This window comes from Nocardia sp. CC213A (genome assembly GCF_030766805.1).
Taxonomy (GTDB): domain Bacteria; phylum Actinomycetota; class Actinomycetes; order Mycobacteriales; family Mycobacteriaceae; genus Nocardia; species Nocardia otitidiscaviarum.
On sequence record NZ_JASFXA010000027.1, the window covers coordinates 72,765 to 96,821 of the forward strand.

A 24,057-nucleotide genomic window follows, 5' to 3' on the forward strand; every position below is an offset into this window, starting at 1 on the left:
CTCGTGCGCTCAGCACCCGTGTGCTCCGGAGCCGAGCCCCTCGACAACCGCGAGATCTCAGCTCGCGGAGGCGCGCTGGGCCGCGAAGCGGCGTAGTGATTCCACCTGGAGCGGATCCAGCGACGGCCGCACGGCCGCCCGGGCGGCCATGATGTCGGCCGAGGTCACATCGGCGGCCAGCACATCGCGGCGCATGGCGGCCAGCGCCGCCTCCCGGAGCAGGGCCGCGCAGTCGGCGGCGGAGTAGCCGTCCAGTTCGGCGGCCAGGGCGCGCAGCTCGACATCGGGTGCCAGCGGTACGGATGTGGCCGCCGTGCGCAGGATTTCGGCGCGGGCGGCGGCGTCCGGCGGCGGTACGAAAACCAGCTTCTCCAGGCGGCCGGGCCGGGTCAGCGCCGGGTCGATGAGGTCGGGGCGGTTGGTCGCGCCGACCACCACCACGTCGCGCAGCGGTTCCACGCCATCCATCTCGGTGAGCAGCGCCGCCACCACCCGGTCGGTCACGCCCGAATCGCTGCTCTGGCCGCGGCGGGGCGCGAGGGAATCGATCTCGTCCAAGAAGATGAGCGCCGGGGCGGAGTCGCGGGCGCGCTGGAACAGCTCCCGGACGGCGCGCTCGGAGGAGCCGACCCACTTGTCCATGAGTTCGGCGCCCTTCACCGCCTGCACACTCAGCTGGCCGGTCCCGGCCAACGCGCGGACGAGGAAGGTTTTGCCGCAGCCGGGCGGCCCGTACAGCAGCACCCCGCGCGGCGGGTCGATGCCGAGGCGGGCGAAGGAATCCGGATGCCGCAGCGGCCACAGCACCGCCTCGGTGAGCGCCTGTTTGGTCTCCTTCATATCGCCCACATCGTCGAGGCTCAGGCTGCCGATGGCCAGCTCCTCCGACCCGGAGCGCGACAGCGGCCGGATCACCTCCAGCGCACCGGCCAGATCGTCCTGCACCAGCACCGGATCGGACTGTTCGCGGCTGGCCCGCGACGCCGCCCGCAGCGCCGCCTCCCGGACCAGCGCGGCCAGATCGGCCACCACGAAACCGGGTGTGCGCGCGGCGATCTCGTCGAGTTTCAGGCCGTCGGTCGGCACCTTGCGCAGCAGCTGTTCGAGCAGGGCGGTGCGCACCGCGGCGGTCGGCAGCGGCAACGCCAGCTCGCGATCGCACAGATCGGGTGCGCGCAGCCGCGCGTCCACATCACCCGGATGGGCCGTGGTCGCCAGCAGCGCCACCGCGGGCGTGGCCACCGCCGCCCGCAACTGGTCGAGTATCAGGGTGGCGACCGGTTCCGCATCGGCGGGCAGCAGCGCGTCGATATCGGTGATGAGCAGCACACCGCCCGCGCCCGAACAGAGTTCGGCGACGGCCATCCCCACCTCGCGCAGCCGAGTGCCGCTCTCGGTCGCCCCGACCGACGGGCCGTCCAACTCCACCACTCGCCGCTGCGCGCACACCGCCCGCGCCAGCGCCGCCTTGCCCACCCCGGCCGGACCCGAGACGAGCACACCGAGATGTGCCGGGGCGCCGAGGGTTTTGAGCAGCTCCGGCTCGTCCAGGGCGAGGTTGAGCCATTCGGTGAGCTTGGCCGCCTGCGTCTGCACCCCGGCCAGATCGGCTACCGGAATCACCGGAGCCGGACCGGTCTGCGGCACCCGCCCGTAGTCCGCGCCGTTGTCGCCGATGGACGTGGGCCGGTCGGTGGCCGCCACGCCCGAACCCCACACCACCGCGCTGTTGGGCTGCACGCTCACCGGCCCCGGCGAGGGGTCGGTGGCCGTAACCGTCAGCAGCTCGGAGGTCCAGGCCACCCCGAACGTGCGCGAGAGCGCCTGTGTCGCAGCCGAAGTGCTGGTTCCCGGCCCCAGGTCGCGGGGCAGCAGCGAAACCGTGTCCCCGACCGTCACCACCTTCCCCAGCAGCGCCTGCCGCAGCGTCGCCTCGGGAATGGTGCCCGCCGCCAACGCCGACCCCATGACCGAGATCTGCTTGGCCCCGTACACGGTCACCGGTGAGATCACCACCGTCGCGCTCTCCCGCACCCCCGCGTTCGACAGCGTCACGTCATCGAGCAGGGCCACCCCCGCGGGCGTACCCGCCGGCGCCACCGCCACCACCGCGGCCGTCCGCCGCGCCCCCATCAACGCGATCCCGTCCCACTCCCGCAACCCCAGCGCCGCCAGCGCCTCGGCATGCAATCGCACCAAACCCCGGCGCGCATCCGCGGCAGACGTATTGAGGCGAGCGGTCAAGGCGAGTTCAGGCACGCCCCCATTGTGCCCGCCGCACCAAGCCCCGCGACCGCCACCGAAATTCCCGCACCCCTTCCGTAATTCCCGCACGGCCTTCCGGGACCCGACCCGTCCACCCACCCCCCTGCTACCCCGAGTCGGATCGGTCGGTGCGATCCCGAGATCCGCCGATCCGGATGTCGTCGCGCACCCGGCGGCGCGGTCGAGGTGATCCTCGCCCGCCGTATCCATGGTCGGCCGGCTACCGGCGTCCCCCCGGCTGGATCGGACGGCGAACCGTACCGGCATCCACGCTGGTTACGGCCGCCCCCGGACGACTTCGGCCCTGCCTCCGTCGTGCGGTCGATCCGCGTCTTCTCGGCGGGGACGCGTCGCGTGGGTCCGCGTCGACCGGCCCGAAACGACCGGAGCCGCGCGGTGTCACATGCCGCGCGGCTCCGGATCGTTCGGAAATTCGCTCTCAGTGCTTGACGTCCTCCGGATAGCGCTGGCGGGTGCCCGGGCGGCGCAGGCGCAGGCGGGCCGAGGAGACGCGGCCGATGGGGCGGGTGCGGCGCTGGGCCTTGCGCTGGGCGCGGCGTTCGGCGGGCTTGTGGTGCCAGGTCTCCGGGCGGGCGGCCACCCAGCGGGCCGAACGCACCGCGAACGGGATGTGCGCGAGGTAGATGGCGACCAGGCCCATCATCAGGATGAGCGGGTAGGTGACCAGCAGGGCGGCGGCCAGGGCCACCAGCACCAGCAGGATCGGCGCGGTGCGCGGAGCGACCGACACCGATTTGATCGCCAGCGTCGGCAGCGTGCTCACGCACAGCAGGCCGGTGATGACCGTCCACACCGCCACCGCCGGGAAGCTCACCCACCAGCCGTCGCCGAACTGCTCCGCCAGCGCGATGGGCAGCAGCACGATCAGCGCACCGGCGGGTGCGGGCACGCCCGTGAAGTACTCCCGCTGCCAGTCCGGGCGGTTGTCGTCGTCCATCAGCGTGTTGAACCGGGCCAGCCGCAGCACCATGCACACCGCGAACATGAGCGCCAGAATCCAGCCCACGCTGTCGGCGTGCAGGAAGGTCACGTACAGCACCAGCGCGGGCGCGACGCCGAAGGCGATGGCGTCGGACAGTGAATCCAGTTCCGCGCCCATCTTGGTGGTGGCGTCCAGCATGCGCGCGATGCGGCCGTCCAGCATGTCGAAGATGGCGGCCGCGCCGACCAGGGCCAGCGCGATGCCGAGCTTGCCCTCGATGCCGAACTTCACCGCCGACAGGCCCGAACACAGGCCCAGAATGGTGACCATCGACGGCAGCAGCCGGATGGTGCGGCGGCGGCGGTCCTTCTCGGGCGCGGGCGCGAGCTGCTCCATCACGAATCCAGTTCGGCCAGCACCGTTTCCGCACCGATGGTGCGTTGGCCCGGGGTGACCAGCGGGCGCGTCCCGGCGGGGAAGTAGGTGTCCACGCGGGAGCCGAAGCGGATCAGTCCGTAGGTGTCGCCGATATTCAGCTTGTCGCCGACCCGGGCCTCGCACACGATGCGCCGCGCCAGCAGTCCGGCGATCTGCACGACCACGATCCGCTGACCGTTCTCGGTCTCGAGCACCATGGAGTTGCGCTCGTTGGCGTCGCTGGCCTCGGGCAGGTCGGCGGAGCGGAATTCGCCCTTCTGGTAGGCGATCTCGGTGACCACGCCGCTCACCGGCACCCGCTGCACATGCACGTCGAGCACCGACAGGAAGATGCTCACCCGGGGCAGCGGCGCATCGCCCAGCCCCAGTTCGGCGGGCGGGACCGCGGTGTCGACCAGTGCGACCTCACCGTCGGCGGGGGCGACGACCACCCCGGCCCGGTTCGGCGGCACCCGGTGCGGATGGCGGAAGAAGGCGGCGCAGGCCGCGGCGGCCGCGAGCCCCGTGCGACGCACCCACTTCTTGCGGTATCCGAGCGCGGCCACCGCCAGCGGGGCCGCCACGAACGGCAGCCCGGCGGGGTGCAGCGGCGGGATCGCATTGCGCACCAGGTCGGCCACGTGGGCGAGGCCGGTGCTCTCGGGGGTGCCGGGCGGGGTGGGACGGCGGGCCACAAGCTCCTCTTTCATGCGCGGATGGGGGCGGTCAGGGACCGCGCTCACACCTTACGGGAAGCTGGCACACCACTCGCGTCCTCGGGCGAGCACGGGCCGGAAAACGCATACCGGACCGCGGCCGTGCGCACCGGTCCCGGGTGCACGTGCGGGAATCGGGCACACATGGACACCGGTGCGGCCCCGAGGCCGCCCGGTGCCCTGTGATCCGGACCTCAGACTCCGGCGCGGCGGCTGGTCACCATGTTCACCAGCCAGAGTAGGAGGACCGCGCCGCCGAGGCAGGTGAGGAAGCTGAAGATCAGCCCACCGCCCTCGACGTCCACTCCGAAGAGCTTGAGTATGAAGCCGCCGAGCAGGCCGCCGATCACGCCTACGACGATATTGAGCAGAATGCCCTGTTGAGCATCGGTCTTCATGATCTTGCTGGCGATCCATCCGGCGAGGCCGCCGATGATGATCCAACCGATGATGCCAAGGCCGAGCATGCTGTCCTCCCTTGTCCGAGGAACGGTGTGAGCCCCGCCGGATCCGACGAGACGCACTTGGCAATACCCCTTGTTTGTGAGAATACGCACTCGCGGAGGACTATGTTCCGATTAATATGAGGAAGCCTCATGTCTACGGCGTCGTGTAGGCCATGACCGTGGGGGACCGGATGAAGGACAGCTCGACGCGCAGTGCAAAGGGGAAAAATATGGCGGCTCGACTGGCTTCGATTCGAGGGGCAGAGCACACCGCGATCCTTGGGCTCGGCGTCTACCGCCCGACCCGGGTCGTCACCAACGACGAGGTCGCGGGACCGATCGATTCCAGTGACGAATGGATTCGAACCCGCTCGGGCATCAAGACCCGCCGCTTCGCCGGGGACGACGAGACCGTCAAGAGCATGAGCGTGGCGGCCGGACGCGATGCCATCGAGGCCGCCGAGATCGAGCCCGCCGAGATCGACTGTGTCATCGTCGCCACCTCCACCTGGCTGCTGCTCACCCCGGCCGCCGCCCCGCAGGTCGCCACCGAACTCGGCATCACCGGTGCCGCCGCCTTCGATGTCTCCGCCGGATGCGCCGGCTTCTGCCACGCGCTCGCCATGGCGTCGGATCTGGTCAAGGGCGGCACCGCGCGGCACGTCCTGGTGGTCGGCGTCGAGAAACTCACCGACACCATCAACCCCAAGGACCGGGGCACCGCCTTCCTGTTCGCCGACGGCGCGGGCGCGGTGGTGGTCGGTCCGTCCGAGGAACCCGGTATCGCGCCCACGATCTGGGGTTCGGACGGCACTCAGCACCATGCCATCCGTCAGGACAAGGACTGGATCGAATTCTTCCGCGAGATCGACGAGCAGGGCACCGACGCGGTGCGCCCGTACCTCGCCATGGAGGGCACGGCGGTATTCCGCTGGGCCGCGCACTCGCTGGAGAAGGTGTGCCGCGATGCCGTGGAGGTCGCCGGTATCGAGATGAGCGACCTGGACGCCATGATCCCGCACCAGGCCAACGGCCGGATCATCGAGATCATGGCGCGGGTGCTGAAGCTGCCGGAGAGCTGCGCGCTGGCCAATGACATCGAGGAGACCGGCAATACCTCGGCCGCCTCGATCCCGCTGGCAATGGAGCAGCTGTTGCGCGACGGCGACGCCAAGCCCGGCGGCACCGCCCTGCTCATCGCCTTCGGCGCGGGCCTGTCCTATGCCGCCCAGGTCGTGACGCTGCCCAACTGGAAGTAGTCTCCGCCCCGAATCCCGGGTGGCAGGGTGCCCTCGCGGTCGACTCCGCGGTGGAGCGGACTCGGGCCTACTTCAGATTCCAGGTGACGTTCACGGTGAACGTCACCGTCTGCTGTCCCGGCTCCAGGCTGAATTCCGGCGTCGCCGCATCCGCCCGCATCGGTCCCGGCGGGTAGTTGCCACTGCTGTTCTCGGTGATCGTCTCGACGTCACCGAGTTTCAGCCCGGCCAGGTCCGCGTACTGCTGCGCGCGGGATTTGGCGTCGGCGAACGCGCGGGCCCGGGCGTCCTCGAGCAACTGGGTGTTGTCGGAGAGATCGAACGACACATTGCTGATGCGGGTGTCGTTGCCCCCGGCCTTGACCGCCGCGTCGAGCACCGCCGATGCCTTGTCCAGGTCGCGCACCACGACGTGCACGGAATTGGTGGCGCGGTACCCGGTGATGACGCGACCCTCGGAGCCGTACTCCGGCTGCACCGACAGCTCGCTGGTCTGGATGTCCTCGCGTGCCACCCCGGCCTCCACCATGGCGTCGGTCATGGCCTTCGCCTTGGCGTTCACGCCGTCCACGGCGGCGGAGACGTCGCCCGCCTTCACCTGCGCGCCGAGATCGGCGTTCAATACGTCGGGCGCGCCTCGGACCTGCCCGGTGCCCACGACGGATACGTCGCGGTCGTTGTCTGATCCCGAGCTGCCGCAGCCGGTGAGCAGCAGCGCGACGCCGGTGGCCGCGGCGCAGATGACAGTCATTCGTCGCATAGCAGCGAACCTACGCACCATGCCGCCGCCGCGCCGGGAGAAACGCGAGTCCCGGCGCTCGGCGGCACTGCGGAACTCAGCGCTCGATGCTGTTCTTGATCTTGCCCAGGGTCTCGTTCATCCCGCGCACCAGCGCCTCCTCGAAGGGCTGCTCACCGCCCATGGCGGCATTGATGGAGGTGCGGGAGAACCAGGTGGTGCCGTGGGGGCAGTCGCGCCGCTGGACGAGCCGGGTGCCGGTGTCGGTCGGCTCCAGGGTGAAGCTCCAGATGGTGCGGTTCTCGTTGACCTTGAAGGCGATGGCGCGATTGGGCTCGTAGCGGACCACCCGCGAGGTGGTGGGCCAGAACTTGTTGCCGTCCCGATTGATATTGATGGTCCAGGTGCCGGTCTTGACCGCGCCGATCGGCTGCATGCGCACGCACTGCGGGCTGAACTCCGGCATCCGCTTCAGATCCGAGACGACGGCCCAGACCTGGTCCGGCGCCGCGGCGATGTCGATGGTGGCTTCGAGATTCTTCGGCAACGCTGCCTCCGGGAGATGTGACGAGGGGTATCAGCAATCCTAGAACCCGGTGCTGTGGCGAACGCAATCGAACAGGTGGCCGAACACTGAAAATCAACTAGATCACATTCCGGTGCGGTGGCGGCGAGTGCCGTAATAAGCGGCGCACAATGTCCTATAGACGAAGCAAGACACTGCCTCCAGCTTCCCGAACGAAACGTGAGGTGATCGGCCGTGAATCTGCGCTCGCTCATACATCGCAAGCAGGCACACAAGGGGGTCCCCCTGCTTCCCAACTCCGACGACGAACAAGCGCGATCCACGTCTACGCCCAGGTCCAAGCCGCCGAACGAGGAGCGCTTGGAACGACTGCTCACCCAGTCCGAGCTCGATCTGGTTCACCAGCACCGGATTTGAGCCGGTGGCGAACAACTCGGCCGCATTTGACCTCGCCATCCATACTCGTTAGGTGACCTCACCTGCTGCCGTGAAACCGGCCATTCTCAGCGTGGACGACGATCCCGGCGTCTCTCGCGCGGTGGTTCGCGATCTGCGTCGCCGCTACGGTGCGGAGTATCGAATCCTGCGGGCGGAGTCGGGTGCGGCCGCGCTCGACGCGCTGCGGGAGATGAAGTTGCGCGGCCAGCCGGTCGCCGTGCTCATCGCCGACTACCGCATGCCCGGTATGGACGGCATCGAATTCCTCGAGCAGGCCATGGACCTGCATCCGCACGCCCGGCGCGTGCTGCTCACCGCCTACGCCGACACCAATGCCGCCATCGAGGCCATCAATGTGGTCGATCTCGATCACTACCTGCTCAAGCCCTGGGATCCCCCGGAGGAGAAGCTCTACCCAGTGATCGACGCGCTGCTGGAGGCGTGGCGCGGCGATATCCACCGCCCGGTCACCGAGACCAAGGTGGTCGGCCACCGCTGGTCGGCACGCTGTTCCCAGGTGCGCGAGTTCCTGGCGCGCAATCAGCTGCCCTATCGCTGGTATCTGGCCGACGAACCGGAGGGGTCGCGCCTGCTGGCGGCGGCCGGGGCCACCGAGGACCAGTGCCCGGTCGTCATCAATCCGGCCGGTGAGGCGCTGCTGGAACCGAGCGATGCGCAGTTGGCGGCCAGCGTGGGCTTGAACACCGACCCGTCCGGCGAGTTCTACGACCTCATCGTGGTGGGCGGCGGCCCGGCCGGTCTCGGCGCGGCCGTGTACGGCGCGTCCGAGGGCCTGCGCACGGTGCTGGTGGAGCGCACCGCCACCGGCGGCCAGGCCGGGCAGAGCTCCCGCATCGAGAACTACCTGGGCTTCCCGGACGGTCTGTCGGGCGCGCAGCTGGCCGATCGGGCGCGACGGCAGGCCGTCAAGTTCGGCGCCGAACTGGTGACCGCCCGCGAGGTGCACTCCCTGGAGGCCTGCGGTTCGGCGCGCGTGGTGAAGTTCGCCGACGGCGGGCATATCGCCGGGCACGCGGTGCTCATCGCCACGGGCGTGAACTACCGGCACCATCCGGCCCCCGGTGTGGACGACTTCACCGGCCGCGGCGTCTACTACGGGTCGGCCATGACCGAGGCGGCCGACTGCGCCGAACGGGACGTCTACATCGTGGGCGGCGCGAACTCGGCGGGCCAGGCGGCGGTGTTCCTGTCGCGCAACGCCCGCACGGTGCACATCCTGGTGCGGGCGGCGTCGCTGGAGGCATCCATGTCGCACTACCTGATCCAGCAGATCGAGCAGATCCCGAATATCAAGGTGCACACCCGCACCGAGGTGGTGTCCGCCGACGGCGACGATCACCTGGAACGGATCGTGCTGCGCGACAACACGACCGGGGCGGAAGAGAAGGTCGACGCCGAACGGCTGTTCCTGTTCATCGGCGCCGCACCGGAAACCGACTGGCTCGACGGCACCGTCACCCGCGACGCCGCCGGCTACGTGGTGGCCGGACCCGACCTGATGGTGGACGGGGAACGGCCCGCGGGATGGGAGCTACCCCGTCCCCCAGGGCATTTGGAGACCAGTGTGCCCGGGGTGTTCGTGGCCGGTGACGTGCGGTCGGAATCGGCGAAGCGGGTGGCCTCGGCGGTGGGCGAGGGCGCGATGGCCGTCATGCTGGTCCACCGCTACCTGGCGAAGCAGTAGGAGGCCGCGATGGGTGACCGATTGATCTGCGACCCCGCGGAATTGAAGGAACTGTTCCTCTTCGAGAAGCTCGACGACGAACAGCTGGCGTGGTTGTGCCGCGACGGCCGGGTGGAGCGCTTCGAACCGGGACTGGTGTTCCGCGAGGGTGACCCGGCCACCTGCTTCTACGTCCTCATGGAGGGCGAGGTCGTGCTGACCAAGATGTCGGGCGGCGAGGAGATCGAGCTGGTGCGCACCGACCACCACGGCTCCTACGCGGGCGCGTGGACGGCGTACATGGGCGACAAGGTCGACCAGAACTACACCGGCTCCTTCTACGTCACCCGGCCGTCGACCTTCTTCGTGCTGGACGCGGGCACCTTCGCGCGCATGATCCAGACCTGGTTCCCCATGGCGCTGCACCTGCTGGAGGGCGTGTTCTTCGGCAACCGCAACGCCAACGAGCGGGTGGGGCAGCGGGAGCGGCTGCTGGCCCTCGGCTCGCTGTCGGCGGGGCTGACTCACGAGCTGAACAATCCCGCCGCGGCGGCCGTCCGCGCCACCTCCTCGCTGCGGGAGCGGGTGGCGGGGATGCGGCACAAGTTGAAGATGATGGCGCACGGCACATTCGACTCCAAGACGCTCGAATCCCTGGTGCAGTTGCAGGAGGAGGCGGCCGCGCAGGTCGGCAAGGCTCCCATGCTGACGCCGCTGGAGGCCGCCGACCGCGAGGACGAACTCGGGGACTGGCTGGAAAACCGCGGCATCGGCAACGGCTGGGAGATCGCCCCCACCTTCGTCCAGGCCGGATTCGACATCGACTGGCTGGAGAAGGTGCACGGCACCCTGACCGAATGCTCCGACGGCGTGTTCGAGGGCGCGATCCGCTGGCTCAACTACACGGTCGAGACCGAACTGCTCATGAACGAGATCGCCGATTCCACCACGCGCATCTCGTCGCTGGTGAACGCCGCCAAACAGTATTCGCAGATGGACCGCGCCCCGTTCCAGGTGGTGGACATCCACGAACTGCTCGACAGCACGCTGGTCATGCTGGGGCGCAAGATCGGCGACGATATCGAGGTGGTCAAGGAGTACGACCACACCCTGCCGTCGGTGCCCTGCTACGCCGCCGAACTGAATCAGGTATGGACCAACCTGATCGACAACGCCATCGCCGCCATGCGGGGGCGGGGCACGCTCACGGTGCGCACCTATCGCGAGAACGATTGCGCCGTAGTGGAAATCGGTGATACCGGGCCGGGCGTGCCCGATGAGATCAGGCACCGGATCTTCGAGCCGTTCTTCACCACCAAACCGGTCGGCGAGGGCACCGGCCTGGGGTTGGACATCTCCTTCCGCATCGTGGTGAACAAGCACGGCGGCGATATCCGCGTCGTATCCGAACCCGGCGACACCCGTTTCATCGTCCGACTGCCGCTGACGCCGCCCGCGGGCGCGGAGGTCGCCGCGGCGCAACCCGAAACCGGAGGTGAGTGATGTCGGAACAAATTCAGGGCATCGATCCCGCGGTGGCCCCCAGCGGCCCCGGCTGCGTGGAATGCGATGCGGCACAGGGTTGGTGGGTGCATCTGCGCCGCTGTGCCCAGTGCGGCCACGTCGGTTGCTGCGACAGCTCGCCGTCGCGGCACGCCACCGCGCACTACCGGTCCACCGGCCACCCGTTCGTGCAGAGCTACGAACCTGGCGAGGACTGGTACTGGAACTACGCCACCGGGGAGATGTACGGCGAGGGGCCGGAGCTGGCCGCGCCGACCCATCATCCGGCGGAGCAGCCGGTGCCCGGTCCCCGCGATCGAGTGCCCGCGGACTGGCGGAGCCGGTTGAGCTGAGCGGTCACGTGCGCTGAGGAGTCTCCCGCTCGCGGTCTCGGCGGGCGGGACCGCGAGTCACGGTTGCCCGACGACGGCGTCCGGCGGGTGTGACAGGCGGTCCCCGGGGGGTGCCCGCGGAATTCGTATCCGAGCGGCGAGCGGGAGTCCTTTCCTCACCAGCAGCAAAGAGCCGGTTTCACAAACGTAGATCGATGGCGCGAACGATAATCGACCGTGCGTGCCCACTAGTGGGCCCACAGTGCACGATCGGCCGGTGGCGGTACGACCGCCACGCTCGTTCGCGGAGGTTCACCGTGGTAGTGCTGCTCGACACCGACGGCGTGGAGCCGGATCAGCGGGTGGAGAGAGCGAGGGAGACGGTGCGGGCCATCGCGGGTCCACAGCACGTCCTGCCCGAGCAGGTCGACGGACCGATGTCGGCGTATCTGGAGGCATGGGAGCTGGGTGGGATCGGGCTGTATCGGGCGCGCAGCTCGGCGCTGCGGCTGGTGCGCACCGAGCGGCACGTCCGCCGTGAGCCCAGCCCGGCGCTGGGATTCGTGGTGGGGCAGGCCGCCGTCGAACGTCGCTGCGGGGCGACGACAGACGTGATCCCCGAGGGTGGACTGTGCCTGGTCAACCTGAACGCCCCCTACGAACTCGCCTGGCGGGAACGCGGACTGACGGCCTTGCTGCTGCCGCTGGATGCGCTGGCGCTGCCGTTCGAGGTGATCCGCACCGCCATGCACCGGGCTCCCGCCAGTCCGCTCTACCCGCTGGTCTGCGGGCACACCATGATGCTGGCGGCCTCCGCCGAAGCACTCGCCGCCGATGTGGCTGCCCGGGAAACCGCCAGCGCGACAGTGGAGTTGGCCCGCGCACTGCTGACCTCGGCCGCCGGTGTCACCGCCGGTGACGGGGGTGCGGTACCGGCGGCGCTCCTGCTCGGCCGCATTCGCGAATACGTGCGAGCCCATCTCGCCGATCCGCTGCTGGGCGCGGAATCCATTGCCCGGGCACACAGTATCTCGGTGCGTTACCTGTACAAACTGTGTGCCGGAGCGGATCTCAGCCTGGAGCAGTGGATCATCGCGGAGCGGTTGGAACGGGTGCGCGCGGACCTCGCGCGTCCCGAGTGCGAGCATCGGTCGATCGGCCTTGTCGCGAGTGCGTGGGGTTTCCGGGACGCATCGCATTTCGCGCGCCGGTTCCGCGCGGCCTACGGTATGACACCCCGGGAGTGGCGGCGGTCGGCGGCACGCTCCTGTTCGCCGCCCGATGGCCGGTGACCTGTAGCGACCGACCTGTTCGCCGGTCGCCTCCCGGGCGGAGCGTCCACCCGGTACGCTGCTGCGAGCGCCGGGCAGGTCCGGCGTCGGTGAACTGCACTCGGAGAGCTCGGAAAGCACGGTATGAAGCGAATGTCGGTTGTCGCCTGCGTGTTCGGCGCGCTGGCGCTGGGACTATCCGGCTGCGGGTCGGATGAATCGAGTGATGTGAGCGGACTCGGCCAGGCGGCGACGTCCACCACGACCGCGGTCGAGACGACCGCACCCACCACCACCTCCTTCACCTACGTGGAACCGCCCGCGACCGCGCCCACCGCCCCGGCCAGCGCCAAACAGAGCACCGCCGACGGCGCCGACACCACCTGCGGCCAGTTCCGCGACCTCACCGACGACACTCAGAAACAGGTCATCGACCAGGTCCTCGCCGCCCATCCCGGCTCCCAGCTGGAGGGCAGCCCCAACGTGGCCCTCGGCACCGCCAAACTCGCCTGCCTCGCCAGCTCCTACACCGACACCCCCGTCGCCGTAGCCATCCGCGTCGCCGCCGAATAGCGCCCACGCGTAGCGCCCGATCGCCGTGCGGCATCGGCGTTGTCCGCCTGCGGTGTGCCCCGTAATGTCCGGATGCGACCGGTGACGTGAGGGTGGGTGGTCGAGTGGACGCCGATGGGCTGGCGGAGTTCGAGCGGCAGCGCGGGCGGCTGTTCGCGCTGGCGTATCGCATGCTGGGGTCGGCGAGCGAGGCCGAGGACGCGGTGCAGGAGACGTATCTGCGCTGGGAAGCCGCCGATCGTGTCGCCATCCGCGCCGCCGAAGCCTGGCTCACCACCGTGGTGGTGAATCTGTGCCGCACCTGGCTGGATTCGGCGCGGGCCCGTCGCGAGACCTATGTGGGTCCGTGGATTCCCGAGCCGGTGCGCACCGGGGCAGGGGAGCTGGGTCCGCTGGAGTCGGCGGAGCAGCGCGAGCTGGTGTCGCTGGCCTTCCTCACCATGCTGGAGCGGCTGACGCCCGCCGAACGCGCGGTCTTCGTGCTGCGCGAGGCGTTCGGCTACCCGCACCGCGAGATCGCCGCGATGCTGGAGCTCACCGAAGCCAACTCGCAGCAGCTCTACCGGCGCGCCGCGCAGCGGGTGCGGGAGCAGCGGCCGCGGTTCGCCGCCGCCCCCGAGCAGGCGCGAGAGTTGTTGTCTCGTTTCCTCGCGGCGGCCCGTTCCGGTGATGTGGCCGCCCTGGAGAGCCTGTTCGCCGCCGATATCGTGTCGGTTGCCGACGGCGGCGGCAAGGTCACCGCCGCCCGCCGGCCGATCGTGGGCGCACAGCGGGTGGCCCGCTATCTCCTCGGCCTGATGGCCCAGGGCATCGAGGGTATGGAGATCGGTGTCGACGAGGTCAACGGTGCTCCGGCCGTGGTGGTCCGGGTCGCGGGGGCGGTGCTGGTGGTTATCGGCATCGACGTGGCCGACGACCGGATCCACGCCCTGCGCCTGGTGCTGAACCCCGACAAGCTGGCGCACTTCGCGGGCACGGTGGCATCCTGACCCGCTGCCCGTGACGCGGCACACAGTCGCGATCTGTCAGGGATCGCGCCGCTATCCGGTCTGGAGGGTGTCGGCACGTCGAAAAGGAGTCACGCTCATGACCGGAGCACATCGAATCGTCATCCTCGGCGCGGGTTACGCGGGCCTGGCAGCGGCGAAGCGGGCGGCACGAATCCGCGGCGCCCGGGTCACCGTGATCGACCCCCGCACCGAATTCGTCGAACGTGTTCGCCTGCATCAACTGCTGGCGGGCCAGGCGGTGCCGCGCTGGGAGCTGCGGGAACGGCTGGAACGCAAGGGCATCGAATTCCTGCGGGCCCGTGCCACGGCCATCGACACCGCCGCTCGGACGGTGCGCACGGATTCCGGCGCGGAGATCGTCTACGACTCCCTGATCTACGCCCTCGGCAGCATCGCCGATACCCGCACCGTGCCCGGTGTCGCCGAGTACGCCCACACCGTGGCGACACCCGAGGACACCGCCCGCATACCGGCGCTCACCGGCCGGGTCACCGTGGTGGGCGGCGGTTCCACCGGTATCGAGGTGGCCGCCGAACTGGCCGAGGCGAATCCGGATCTCGATCTCACCCTGGTGTCGGCCGAGGAGCCCGCCGCCTGGCTCTCCGACCGTGCCCGGACCCATGTGGCGGCGACCCTGAACCGGCTCGGTGTCCGGGTCCGTTCCGGCGTCAAGGTCGTCGGGGTCACCGGCACCGGCCTGGAATTGGCCGACGGCGAGCACCTCGATGCCGAAACCGTGCTGTGGACAACCGGTTTCGCGGTCCCCGACCTGGCCGCCGCCTCCGGTCTGGCCGTCGACCCCCGCGGCCGCGTCCTGACCGACGCCACCCTGCGCTCCCGCTCCCACCCGGCCGTCTACGCCGCGGGCGACGCCGCCGTCATCGCGGGCCCCGCCGACCGCGACCTCCGCATGGCCTGCGCCACCGCCCTCCCCACCGGCAAACACGCCGCCACCTCGATCGCGGCCACGATCGCCGGAAACACCCCCGCCCCCTTGACCTTCCGCTACCAGCTCCAATGCCTGAGCCTCGGCCGCCGCGACGGTCTCATCCAATTCCTCGAATCCGACGACACCCCCACCCGCCGCGTCCTCACCGGCCGCCCCGCCGCCCGCGTGAAAGAGTTCATCGTCCGCTTCGCGGCTTCCGCCGCCCGCCCCTGACGGCGCGCGTCCGCGCCGCCCGTCGACAGAGCAGCGAATCGGCTTGGCCCCGGGGCCGTGGCTACTGCTCTCCACGCAGCAGGTGTGCAGGGCTTGCGGCGGATGGGCACGAAGCGCGGCGTCCAGGGGGCGACGGCGACGACCGCGAGGACGGCCCGCCACGGCATCCGCCACCACCAGCGCAGGCCTGTAGTCGGCGGCGGGCACGCGCTCGGTGAGCAGCCGTGCGGTTCCGGACCACACCACGAAGGCGTCGCCGATGGCAGCTGTCCGCCTGCGATTCACGGCGGAGGTGCACGGCAGCGACACCGTCTCCCGGGGGCGGCAGTGGCTCACGATCGGTAAGGTCGCGGCGAAGGAGGTGGCCATGGCTGATGTGCGCATCGAGGGTGACGACCTGGTGATCGAGCCGCGGGGGTGGCACAAGGTGTGGGCGCTCAGGCGGCGGCTGGTGGTGCCCAAGCGCGCGGTGCGCGGTGTGGCGATCGATCCCGATATGGCGCGCAGGCCCAGGGGGATTCGGCTGCCGGGCACCTATGTGCCGCGGGTGATCACTGCGGGCACCTTCCTGCACCGGGGCGAGCGCATCTTCTGGGATGTGCGGAATCCGGAGCGGGCCGTGGTCATCGACTTCTCGAGCGGGAAGTACGCGCGGGCGATCGTGGAGGTGGACGATCCTGAGCGGGTGGTGGCGAAGCTCGGAGCACGGGGGTAGTGGCGCGGCGGGTGTGTTCGCCCGCGATGAAATCGTCAACCAACGGTTGACCTCGCTCGGTGTGTCAACCTATCGTTGACGCATGACGCACTCCCTCCGCCTCGACGACCTGATCGACGGCATCAAGAAGGCCCGCCCCGACAATGTGCTGGAACAGCTCTCCGACGCGGTCGTCGTCGGCGGGCATCTCGACGAACTCGCCGACCATCTGATCGGACACTTCGTGGACCAGGCCCGCCGCTCCGGCGCGTCCTGGACCGATATCGGCGCCAGCATGGGCGTCACCAAACAGGCCGCCCAGAAACGCTTCGTCCCCAAGGCCCCCGGCGACCCGGCCGACGCCGCGACCATGGACCCCAATGCGGGCTTCGCCAAGTTCACCCCCCGCGCCCGCGCCGTGGTGGTCGCCGCACAGGAGGAGGCCCGCACCCGCGGCAATGCCGAGATCACCACCGCGCATCTGCTGCTGGGCCTGCTCAGCGAGCCGGAAGGGCTCGCGGTGCAAGCGATCATCGCCAAGGGCGTGTCGGCGGACGCCGTGCGCCGGGTGGCCGAGGGGGCGGTGCCGGAACCGTCGAGCGCGGCGGTGCCCGCGCTGGTGCCCTTCGACGCGCAGGCCAAGAAGTCGCTCGAGCTCACCTTCCGGCAGGCGCTGCGCATGGGCCACAACTACATCGGCACCGAACACATCCTGCTGGCGATGCTGGAGCTGGAGGACGGGTCGGGTCCGCTGTCCGGCCTCGGCCTGGACAAGGAGTCGATCGAAGCGGACATCACCGCCCTGCTCGAATCGGTCATGGCGGCGAAGAAATAGGTGCCGACCAGGTTCGTCGGCGGGCCGGGTAGGCTTGCCGACGGGCCGTGACTGGCGCGCTGGGATGGGAACGACCATCGGGGAGCGGCCTGTGAACGAAGTGCCGTGCGCCTGGGCCACGGTGACCGTTCCCACCCGACCCCCGGAGGCCCGTATGACCCAGCAGCCCCTTTCCTCGGAATCTCTGTCGCGGGAGTCCACCGCGTACCGCGCCGCCCTCGATGTCGTGCGCGCCGTCGAGCCGCGCGTCGCCGAGGCCATCGGTCGGGAACTGCACGATCAGCGCGAGATGCTCAAGCTCATCGCGTCGGAGAACTACGCCTCCCCGGCCACCCTGCTGGCCATGGGCAACTGGTTCAGCGACAAATACGCCGAGGGCACCGTCGGCCGCCGCTTCTACGCGGGCTGCCGCAATGTGGACACCGTCGAGTCGCTGGCCGCCGAGCACGCGAAGGAACTCTTCGGCGCGCGGCACGCCTACGTGCAGCCGCATTCCGGTATCGACGCCAATCTGGTCGCCTTCTGGGCGATTCTGGCGCAGCGGGTGGAGGCCCCCACTCTGGAGCGGGTGGGTGTGCGGCAGATCAACGACCTGTCCGAGTCCGACTGGGCCGAACTGCGCGCCGCCTTCGGCGATCAGCGCATGCTCGGCATGTCCCTGGACGCGGGCGGGCATCTCACCCACGGTTTCCGCCCGAACATCTCGGGCAAGATGTTCGAGCAGCGCTCCTACGGCACCGATCCGGCCACCGGCCTGCTCGACTACGAGGCGCTGCGCGCCACCGCCCGCGAGTTCCGGCCGCTGATCATCGTGGCGGGTTACTCCGCGTATCCGCGGCTGGTGAACTTCCGCGTCATGCGCGAGATCGCCGACGAGGTCGACGCCACGCTCATGGTCGATATGGCGCATTTCGCCGGTCTGGTCGCGGGCAAGGTGCTGACCGGCGACTTCGATCCGGTGCCGCACGCTCAGATCGTCACGACCACCACCCACAAGTCGTTGCGCGGTCCGCGCGGCGGCATGGTGCTGTGCGACGACTCGCTGCGCGATCAGGTCGACCGCGGCTGCCCGATGGTGCTGGGCGGTCCGCTCCCGCACGTGATGGCGGCCAAGGCGGTCGCGCTGGCCGAGGCCCGCCGCCCCGAGTTCCGCGACTACGCCCGGAGCATCGTCGACAATGCCCGCGCGCTGGCCGAGGGCCTCATGCGCCGCGGCGCGACCCTGGTCACCGGCGGCACCGACAATCACCTCAATCTCATCGACGTCGCGTCCTCCTACGGTCTCACCGGCCGTCAGGCCGAGGCCGCCCTGCTCGATTCGGGCATCGTCACCAACCGCAACGCCATCCCGTCCGACCCGAACGGCGCCTGGTACACCTCGGGCATCCGCATCGGCACCCCCGCCCTGACCACCCGCGGCCTGGGCGCGGCCGAGATGGACGAGATCGCCGCCCTGATCGACCGGGTCCTCACCGCCGCCGAACCCGGCACCACCGCCAAGGGCGCGCCGTCCAAGGCGCAGCACGTGCTGGAACCGAAGGTCGCCGAGGAGATCTCGCGGCGCGCCGCGGACCTGCTCGCGGGCTTCCCGCTCTACCCGAGCATCGATCTCGGCTGACCTTGCACTCGCCACCGGTGAGTGCTAAAAAGGGCTTTGGCACTCGCGACCTGTGAGTGCCAGGTCAGAACGGTGAGGCCGGGACTCACACATCCCCTGGTCGTCCGTCGCGGGCACCGAGCCTGGCCAGATCGTGTCAATCCCCTGATCTGGAGGATCTCAACGCAATGGCCAAGACAATTGCGTACGACGAAGAGGCTCGCCGGGGTCTCGAGCGGGGTCTGAACGCCCTCGCGGACGCTGTCAAGGTGACGCTGGGCCCCAAGGGCCGCAACGTCGTGCTCGAGAAGAAGTGGGGCGCCCCCACCATCACCAACGACGGTGTCTCGATCGCGAAGGAGATCGAGCTCGAGGATCCGTACGAGAAGATCGGCGCCGAGCTCGTCAAGGAAGTCGCCAAGAAGACCGACGACGTCGCGGGTGACGGCACCACCACCGCGACCGTCCTCGCCCAGGCGCTGGTGCGCGAGGGCCTGCGCAATGTCGCGGCCGGCGCGAACCCGCTGGGCCTGAAGCGCGGCATCGAGAAGGCCGTCGAGGCCGTCACCGCCAAGCTGCTCGACGTCGCCAAGGAGGTCGAGACCAAGGAGCAGATCGCCGCCACCGCCGGTATCTCGGCGGGCGACTCGTCCATCGGTGAGCTCATCGCCGAGGCCATGGACAAGGTCGGCAAGGAAGGCGTCATCACCGTCGAGGAGAGCAACACCTTCGGCCTCCAGCTGGAGCTGACCGAGGGTATGCGCTTCGACAAGGGCTACATCTCGGGCTACTTCGTCACCGACCCGGAACGTCAGGAAGCGGTCCTCGAGGATCCGTACATCCTGCTGGTCGGCTCGAAGATCTCGACCGTCAAGGACCTGCTGCCGCTGCTGGAGAAGGTCATCCAGGCCGGCAAGCCGCTGCTGATCATCGCCGAGGACGTCGAGGGCGAGGCCCTGTCGACCCTGGTCGTCAACAAGATCCGCGGCACCTTCAAGTCCGTCGCCGTGAAGGCCCCGGGCTTCGGTGACCGCCGCAAGGCCATGCTGGCCGATATCGCCATCCTGACCGGTGGCGAGGTCATCAGCGAAGAGGTCGGCCTCTCCCTGGAGACCGCCGGTCTGGAGCTGCTGGGCCAGGCCCGCAAGGTCGTCATCACCAAGGACGAGACCACCATCGTCGAGGGCGCGGGTGACGAGGAGGCCATCAAGGGCCGCGTCGCGCAGATCCGCACCGAGATCGAGAACTCGGACTCCGACTACGACCGTGAGAAGCTGCAGGAGCGCCTGGCCAAGCTGGCCGGCGGTGTCGCGGTGATCAAGGCGGGCGCGGCCACCGAGGTCGAGCTCAAGGAGCGCAAGCACCGCATCGAGGACGCCGTCCGCAACGCGAAGGCCGCCGTCGAGGAGGGCATCGTCGCCGGTGGTGGCGTGGCCCTGCTGCAGTCGGCTCCGGCCCTGGACGGTCTGTCCCTGTCGGGTGACGAGGCCACCGGCGCGAACATCGTCCGCGTCGCGCTGTCCGCCCCGCTGAAGCAGATCGCCTTCAACGCGGGCCTGGAGCCCGGCGTCGTCGCCGAGAAGGTCTCGAACCTCCCGGCGGGCCACGGCCTGAACGCCGACTCGGGCGAGTACGTCGACCTGCTGGCCGCCGGCGTCGCCGACCCGGTCAAGGTCACCCGCTCGGCGCTGCAGAACGCGGCCTCCATCGCGGCCCTGTTCCTCACCACCGAGGCCGTCGTCGCCGACAAGCCGGAGAAGGCCGCCGCTCCCGCCGGCGACCCGACCGGTGGCATGGGCGGCATGGACTTCTGAGTCCTGCCTTCCGGCAACAGGTTTAGAACGACCGAAGGCCGATCACCCACCGGGTGGTCGGCCTTCGGGCTGTGCTGGCCGGTGGACCTTTCCTAGTTGATCTTTCCTTCGAACCCGCTGTAGATCTCCGTGGCCTCGACGAAGCCGCCGCCGATGCGGTCGGCCAGCGCGAAGGCCTCCCGGCACTTGCGCTGCGAGGTCTCGAGGTAGCCGTCGTCGCCGACCAGTCGATCCCGGTGTTCGGTCAGCCAGGCGCGCGCCGCGGGCACGCGGTCGGGCGGGACCATGCCGCCGACCGAGTAGTTGCCCATGATCGACTCGTCGTCCGTCCAGTCGAGGTCGGGGAGGAGTTCGGGCAGTCGGCCCAGCAGCGCGCCGTTGCCGCCGAATCCGGCGGGCAGACCGGCGCCGGTCTCCGGCCCCAGCCGGGTCGGCCAGGTGTGGCCGCGATCCATCCACCCGGGTAGTAGGGCGGCCACGAATTCCAGCAGGACGAACTGCGCATTGCCGGTGAGCAGTCCGGCGGCGTCGTGCACGTCGTCGGAGTGTGGATCCTCGACCCGCGTCCGTCCGGCCCGCAGCGCCAGCGCGGCGTGCCGCAGCAGTTCGACCTTCCAGGACACCATGCGCCGCAGGTTCTCCCCTTCGGGCAGGGTGCCCGACATATCGGGCCGCACCCGCTCTGCGAGTGCCGGATCCAGTCGGCGCAATTGCTCGACCACGAGCCCGTCCACGGTGTCCGGGGTGGCCGCGCTGAAGCGCAGCACCCAGTCCGCGACGGCCTCGGCGTCCTCCTCGGTGATGAGGAAGGGCCGCCCCCATACGTGCAGACGGCTGTCGAAGCCACTGGACTCGGCACCTGCCTTCAGCGCACCGAGCGCCCACGCCTTGGCCCGGAACCGTACGCGGGCCTGCTCGGCCGCACGCGTCACCAAATCGTCGATATCCCCCTCCGCACCGAGTCCCGCCAGAAACGGGACGATCCGATCCTCGATCACACGCATGTCCACAGCGTGAAAGCTGGTGTCATAACCCACGATTCATGACCCTAGCCAGAGCGGCCGACACGGTGTGCGGGGTGCGCGGGACGCTGACTCGATCTAGTGTCGTGAAGTGAGTGTTTCGCCAGTGGAACAGGAGCGAGTAGCCATGGCCCTGCACGTCGTCATCGGAGCCGGGCCCGTGGGATCGGCCACCGCACTGCTGCTGGCCGAGCGGGGTGACGACGTCCGCCTGCTGACCCGCGGCGGGGCGGGGCCCGAGCATGCGCGCGTCCACCGTCTGCGCGTCGATGCCACCGATCCCGCCGCGCTCGCGGAGCAGTGTGCGGGAGCGACCGCGATCTTCCAGTGCGCCGGACTTCCGTACGCCCGTTGGACTACCGGCTTCCCGCCACTCAACGACGCCGCGATCGGTGCCGCGGAATCCTCCGGCGCGGTTCTCGTCTCTGTCGGAAACCTGTACGGCTACGGCGAATTCGACGGCGCGGTCACCGAATCGCACCCGCTGCGGCCGAACTCGGTGAAGGGACGGCTGCGGGCCGAACTGTGGGAAGCCGCGCTGGCGGCGCATGGGGCAGGCCGCATTCGCGCCGCCGAGGTGCGTGGCTCCGACTACCTCGGCGCGGGGGCGAAGTCGACGTTCACCGAGACCGTCCTGCCCGCCGTCGTGGCGGGCCGGACGGCACTGTTCCCCGGCGACCCGGACGCCCCGCACAGCTGGACGGCCGTCGAGGACGTGGCCCGCACGGCCGTCGCGGTGGCCGATGACGAATCGGCCTGGGGGCGGGCCTGGCATGTGCCCACGGCGGAACCGATGTCGGTGCGTGCGCTCGCCGAGCTGGCCGCGTCCCTCACGGGTACCGCGCCCGCGCGTGTCCGCCGCATGCCGTCGGTGCTGCTGTGGGCCGCCGGTCTCGTCAATGCCGATGCTCGCGAGCTGCGCGAGCTGCGCTACCAGTTCGATCGGCCCTTCGTACTGGACTCCACGGCCGCGACCAAGGAGTTCGGCATCGAACCGACGCCGACCGGGGAAGCGCTGCGGGCCACGCTCGACACCCGTGACGCCGCCGCCGAGTAGACGACGCCGAGTAGACGACGCCACCACGTGGACGCCGCCGAGTAGACGATGCGCCACCACATGACGCAACCACGGCGTAATCCGGTGCATGACGCCACTGCGGCGGATTCGGGCGGCGACGCGACCCGGGCGGAATCCGGTATGCCGCGGCCCCTCACCGTCCGGCAACAGGTCGGTTTCCGCCTCGCGAGGCCGGGTAGCTCGATGGTGGGTGATGCGCTGCCATCGCCCACCTGCTTCCGCCATCGACGTAAAGAGGGGTTGCCGATGTTGACGCGTTCGGACTTGTCGCAGCTCATCGAGGCCACACCCGACCGTGGCGTCTCGATCTACCTGCCGACGCATCGGGGTGGCCGAGAGACCAGGCAGGACCCGATCAGGCTGCGCGACCTGATCGATGAGGCGCGGGAGAAACTCGTGGAAGCGGGTATGCGCGCCGTCGATGCGGACGCGTTGCTGGCTCCGGCCGCCGCACTGCGCGACGATGACGACTTCTGGCAGCACCAGAGTGACGGGCTGGCCCTGTTCCTCGATGCCGGGGGGTTGCGGATATACCGGGTGCCCCTGTCCTTCGAACCACGAACCCACGTCGGTCCGGAGTTCTCGGTGAAACCATTGCTGCCGCTGTTCGCCGCGGACGGCAGCTTCCGCGTGCTCGCGGTGACCGCGCATACGACCCGGCTGTTCGAGGCCACTCGGCACACCCTGGACCAGAACCACGATGTGGAGTTCCCCGCCGATGTCGCGGAGACGGCGGGGAAGAACGACTACCAGGGTCCGGTCCAGGGCAGCCCGGCGTCACGACCGCAGACCGGTCGCCCGATCGCGGCCCGGACCCAGGTCTACGGCGAGGCCCCGCCCGAATGGCGCAAAGCGGGGCTGGAGCAGTACGCGGGAGCGGTCGCCGCCGCCGTCGCGCAGCACATCGCCGACGACCGGTTGCCGCTGGTGCTCATCGGCGACGCCGAGCTGGCGGGTCATATCCGCAAGAACCAGAAGCTGTCCGGGCGGATCGCGGGCACGATCGAGACGAATCCGGAGGCCCTGGACGACGGCGACCTGCACGCGCGCGCGTACGAGGTTGTCCGACCCACTTTCGAGGGCGGCCGGGACGAGGCGCTGCATCGGGCGGCCGAACTGATCGGACAGGGCAGTCCGCGGGCGGTGACCGCCATCGGCGATGTGGTGCGCAGCGCCTATCGCGGTCGAGTCGACACCCTGCTGCTGGCGGCCGATGCGACCGTGCCGGGGTGGTACGACGTCTCCTCCGACGCGGTGCTGATGATGTCCGACCCCGCCCATCCGGACGCGGATCTGACGGAGGCCGCCGCGGTGCGCACGCTCACCGATGACGGCAGCGTCTATCTGGTCGAGTCGGAGCGCTTGGCGGGATTGCTGGAGGGCACCGAGATAACCGGACCGGTGGGGGAGAAGGCGCCGGAGTTCGCGGCGATCCTGCGCTACTGAGTGGATCGCTGTCAGCCGGATGCCGCAATTAAGGCGACCGGTCGCATTAATTCGCGACTTGTTCGACCGGTTCGACGGGACAGGATGCAACAAGGCGAACGCGTGAACGCAGAATTGGGCCTCTGACCAGGCGATTTGACACTGCATTCGCAGACACGTAACTTATTCCAGGTCAGAGCGACACGGACACCGACCAGGGGCCGAGACGCCGAGCCGAGAGGTTCAGCGAAGCCCCTTGGAAACGAGGTTGTACGAGGAGCGCCTGATGATCACACTAGTTCGACCTG

21 protein-coding genes and 1 riboswitch are annotated in these 24,057 nt (G+C 69.6%); of the genes, 14 read left to right on the forward strand and 7 right to left on the reverse strand.

Going from position 1 to position 24,057, the window contains the following annotated elements; all coding sequences use genetic code 11:
• Positions 1 to 57: 57 nt before the first annotated feature.
• The 4 genes from QJS31_RS33750 to QJS31_RS33765 form a co-directional block, all read right to left on the reverse strand.
• Positions 58 to 2,259 (reverse strand): AAA family ATPase, encoded by a 2,202-nt coding sequence (locus tag QJS31_RS33750; RefSeq protein WP_306358639.1) that lies wholly within the window; start codon positions 2,257 to 2,259, stop codon positions 58 to 60.
• 445 nt (positions 2,260 to 2,704) lie between these two features.
• A complete protein-coding gene (gene pssA / locus QJS31_RS33755) occupies positions 2,705 to 3,604 on the reverse strand; it encodes a CDP-diacylglycerol--serine O-phosphatidyltransferase (RefSeq protein ID WP_043602497.1) in 900 nt (299 codons plus the stop codon).
• Positions 3,604 to 4,320 carry a phosphatidylserine decarboxylase gene (locus QJS31_RS33760; protein ID WP_282779641.1) on the reverse strand — a complete coding sequence of 239 codons (717 nt, stop codon included), beginning with the start codon at positions 4,318 to 4,320 and terminating at the stop codon, positions 3,604 to 3,606. The genes pssA and QJS31_RS33760 overlap by 1 nt, the downstream gene beginning before the upstream one ends.
• A gap of 215 nt (positions 4,321 to 4,535) precedes the next feature.
• Positions 4,536 to 4,808: a GlsB/YeaQ/YmgE family stress response membrane protein gene (locus QJS31_RS33765; protein ID WP_282779616.1), complete on the reverse strand. Its 273-nt coding sequence runs from the start codon at positions 4,806 to 4,808 to the stop codon at positions 4,536 to 4,538.
• 209 nt (positions 4,809 to 5,017) lie between these two features.
• Between QJS31_RS33765 and QJS31_RS33770 the strand changes: the two genes are divergently transcribed.
• Positions 5,018 to 6,046, forward strand: a complete 1,029-nt coding sequence (locus QJS31_RS33770) for a beta-ketoacyl-ACP synthase III (RefSeq protein WP_282779617.1) — start codon at positions 5,018 to 5,020, stop codon at positions 6,044 to 6,046.
• Between the two features lie 67 nt (positions 6,047 to 6,113).
• On the opposite strand, the gene QJS31_RS33775 is transcribed toward QJS31_RS33770, so the two are convergent.
• Positions 6,114 to 6,806: an SIMPL domain-containing protein gene (locus QJS31_RS33775; RefSeq protein ID WP_282779619.1), complete on the reverse strand. Its 693-nt coding sequence runs from the start codon at positions 6,804 to 6,806 to the stop codon at positions 6,114 to 6,116.
• A gap of 76 nt (positions 6,807 to 6,882) precedes the next feature.
• A complete protein-coding gene (locus QJS31_RS33780) occupies positions 6,883 to 7,332 on the reverse strand; it encodes an SRPBCC family protein (RefSeq protein ID WP_282779621.1) in 450 nt (149 codons plus the stop codon).
• Positions 7,333 to 7,780: 448 nt separating this feature from the next.
• On the opposite strand from QJS31_RS33780, the gene QJS31_RS33785 reads away from it, so the two are divergent.
• From QJS31_RS33785 to groL, 11 genes are all read left to right on the forward strand, one after another.
• On the forward strand, positions 7,781 to 9,454 hold the full coding sequence (locus tag QJS31_RS33785) for an FAD-dependent oxidoreductase (protein WP_143983649.1): 1,674 nt from the start codon (positions 7,781 to 7,783) through the stop codon (positions 9,452 to 9,454).
• Between the two features lie 9 nt (positions 9,455 to 9,463).
• Positions 9,464 to 10,936: an ATP-binding protein gene (locus QJS31_RS33790; RefSeq protein WP_306358640.1), complete on the forward strand. Its 1,473-nt coding sequence runs from the start codon at positions 9,464 to 9,466 to the stop codon at positions 10,934 to 10,936.
• Positions 10,936 to 11,289: a UBP-type zinc finger domain-containing protein gene (locus QJS31_RS33795; protein ID WP_282779625.1), complete on the forward strand. Its 354-nt coding sequence runs from the start codon at positions 10,936 to 10,938 to the stop codon at positions 11,287 to 11,289. The genes QJS31_RS33790 and QJS31_RS33795 overlap by 1 nt, the downstream gene beginning before the upstream one ends.
• Before the next feature lie 296 nt (positions 11,290 to 11,585).
• Positions 11,586 to 12,560 carry a helix-turn-helix domain-containing protein gene (locus QJS31_RS33800; protein ID WP_306358641.1) on the forward strand — a complete coding sequence of 325 codons (975 nt, stop codon included), beginning with the start codon at positions 11,586 to 11,588 and terminating at the stop codon, positions 12,558 to 12,560.
• A gap of 123 nt (positions 12,561 to 12,683) precedes the next feature.
• On the forward strand, positions 12,684 to 13,112 hold the full coding sequence (locus tag QJS31_RS33805; protein ID WP_306358642.1) for a hypothetical protein: 429 nt from the start codon (positions 12,684 to 12,686) through the stop codon (positions 13,110 to 13,112).
• Positions 13,113 to 13,216: 104 nt separating this feature from the next.
• Positions 13,217 to 14,101 carry an RNA polymerase sigma-70 factor gene (locus QJS31_RS33810; RefSeq protein ID WP_306358643.1) on the forward strand — a complete coding sequence of 295 codons (885 nt, stop codon included), beginning with the start codon at positions 13,217 to 13,219 and terminating at the stop codon, positions 14,099 to 14,101.
• Positions 14,102 to 14,198: 97 nt separating this feature from the next.
• Positions 14,199 to 15,284 (forward strand): NAD(P)/FAD-dependent oxidoreductase, encoded by a 1,086-nt coding sequence (locus tag QJS31_RS33815; RefSeq protein WP_282779630.1) that lies wholly within the window; start codon positions 14,199 to 14,201, stop codon positions 15,282 to 15,284.
• Between the two features lie 259 nt (positions 15,285 to 15,543).
• A complete protein-coding gene (locus tag QJS31_RS33820; RefSeq protein WP_306358644.1) occupies positions 15,544 to 15,999 on the forward strand; it encodes a hypothetical protein in 456 nt (151 codons plus the stop codon).
• A gap of 82 nt (positions 16,000 to 16,081) precedes the next feature.
• On the forward strand, positions 16,082 to 16,813 hold the full coding sequence (locus QJS31_RS33825; protein ID WP_282779633.1) for a Clp protease N-terminal domain-containing protein: 732 nt from the start codon (positions 16,082 to 16,084) through the stop codon (positions 16,811 to 16,813).
• 37 nt (positions 16,814 to 16,850) lie between these two features.
• Positions 16,851 to 16,937, forward strand: a riboswitch (ZMP/ZTP riboswitch).
• Positions 16,938 to 16,967: 30 nt separating this feature from the next.
• Positions 16,968 to 18,431 (forward strand): glycine hydroxymethyltransferase, encoded by a 1,464-nt coding sequence (locus QJS31_RS33830; RefSeq protein WP_282779643.1) that lies wholly within the window; start codon positions 16,968 to 16,970, stop codon positions 18,429 to 18,431.
• 167 nt (positions 18,432 to 18,598) lie between these two features.
• Positions 18,599 to 20,224, forward strand: a complete 1,626-nt coding sequence (groL, locus tag QJS31_RS33835) for a chaperonin GroEL (protein ID WP_029932939.1) — start codon at positions 18,599 to 18,601, stop codon at positions 20,222 to 20,224.
• Between the two features lie 92 nt (positions 20,225 to 20,316).
• Here groL and QJS31_RS33840 read toward each other — a convergent pair whose 3' ends face one another.
• Entirely contained in the window at positions 20,317 to 21,228 is a 912-nt protein-coding gene (locus QJS31_RS33840) for a hypothetical protein (RefSeq protein ID WP_282779635.1), read from the reverse strand.
• Positions 21,229 to 21,337: 109 nt separating this feature from the next.
• Here QJS31_RS33840 and QJS31_RS33845 point away from each other — a divergent pair, with 109 nt between their 5' ends.
• Positions 21,338 to 22,303, forward strand: a complete 966-nt coding sequence (locus QJS31_RS33845; protein ID WP_282779637.1) for an NAD-dependent epimerase/dehydratase family protein — start codon at positions 21,338 to 21,340, stop codon at positions 22,301 to 22,303.
• 267 nt (positions 22,304 to 22,570) lie between these two features.
• Positions 22,571 to 23,770: a hypothetical protein gene (locus QJS31_RS33850; protein WP_306358645.1), complete on the forward strand. Its 1,200-nt coding sequence runs from the start codon at positions 22,571 to 22,573 to the stop codon at positions 23,768 to 23,770.
• Positions 23,771 to 24,057 lie beyond the last annotated feature (287 nt).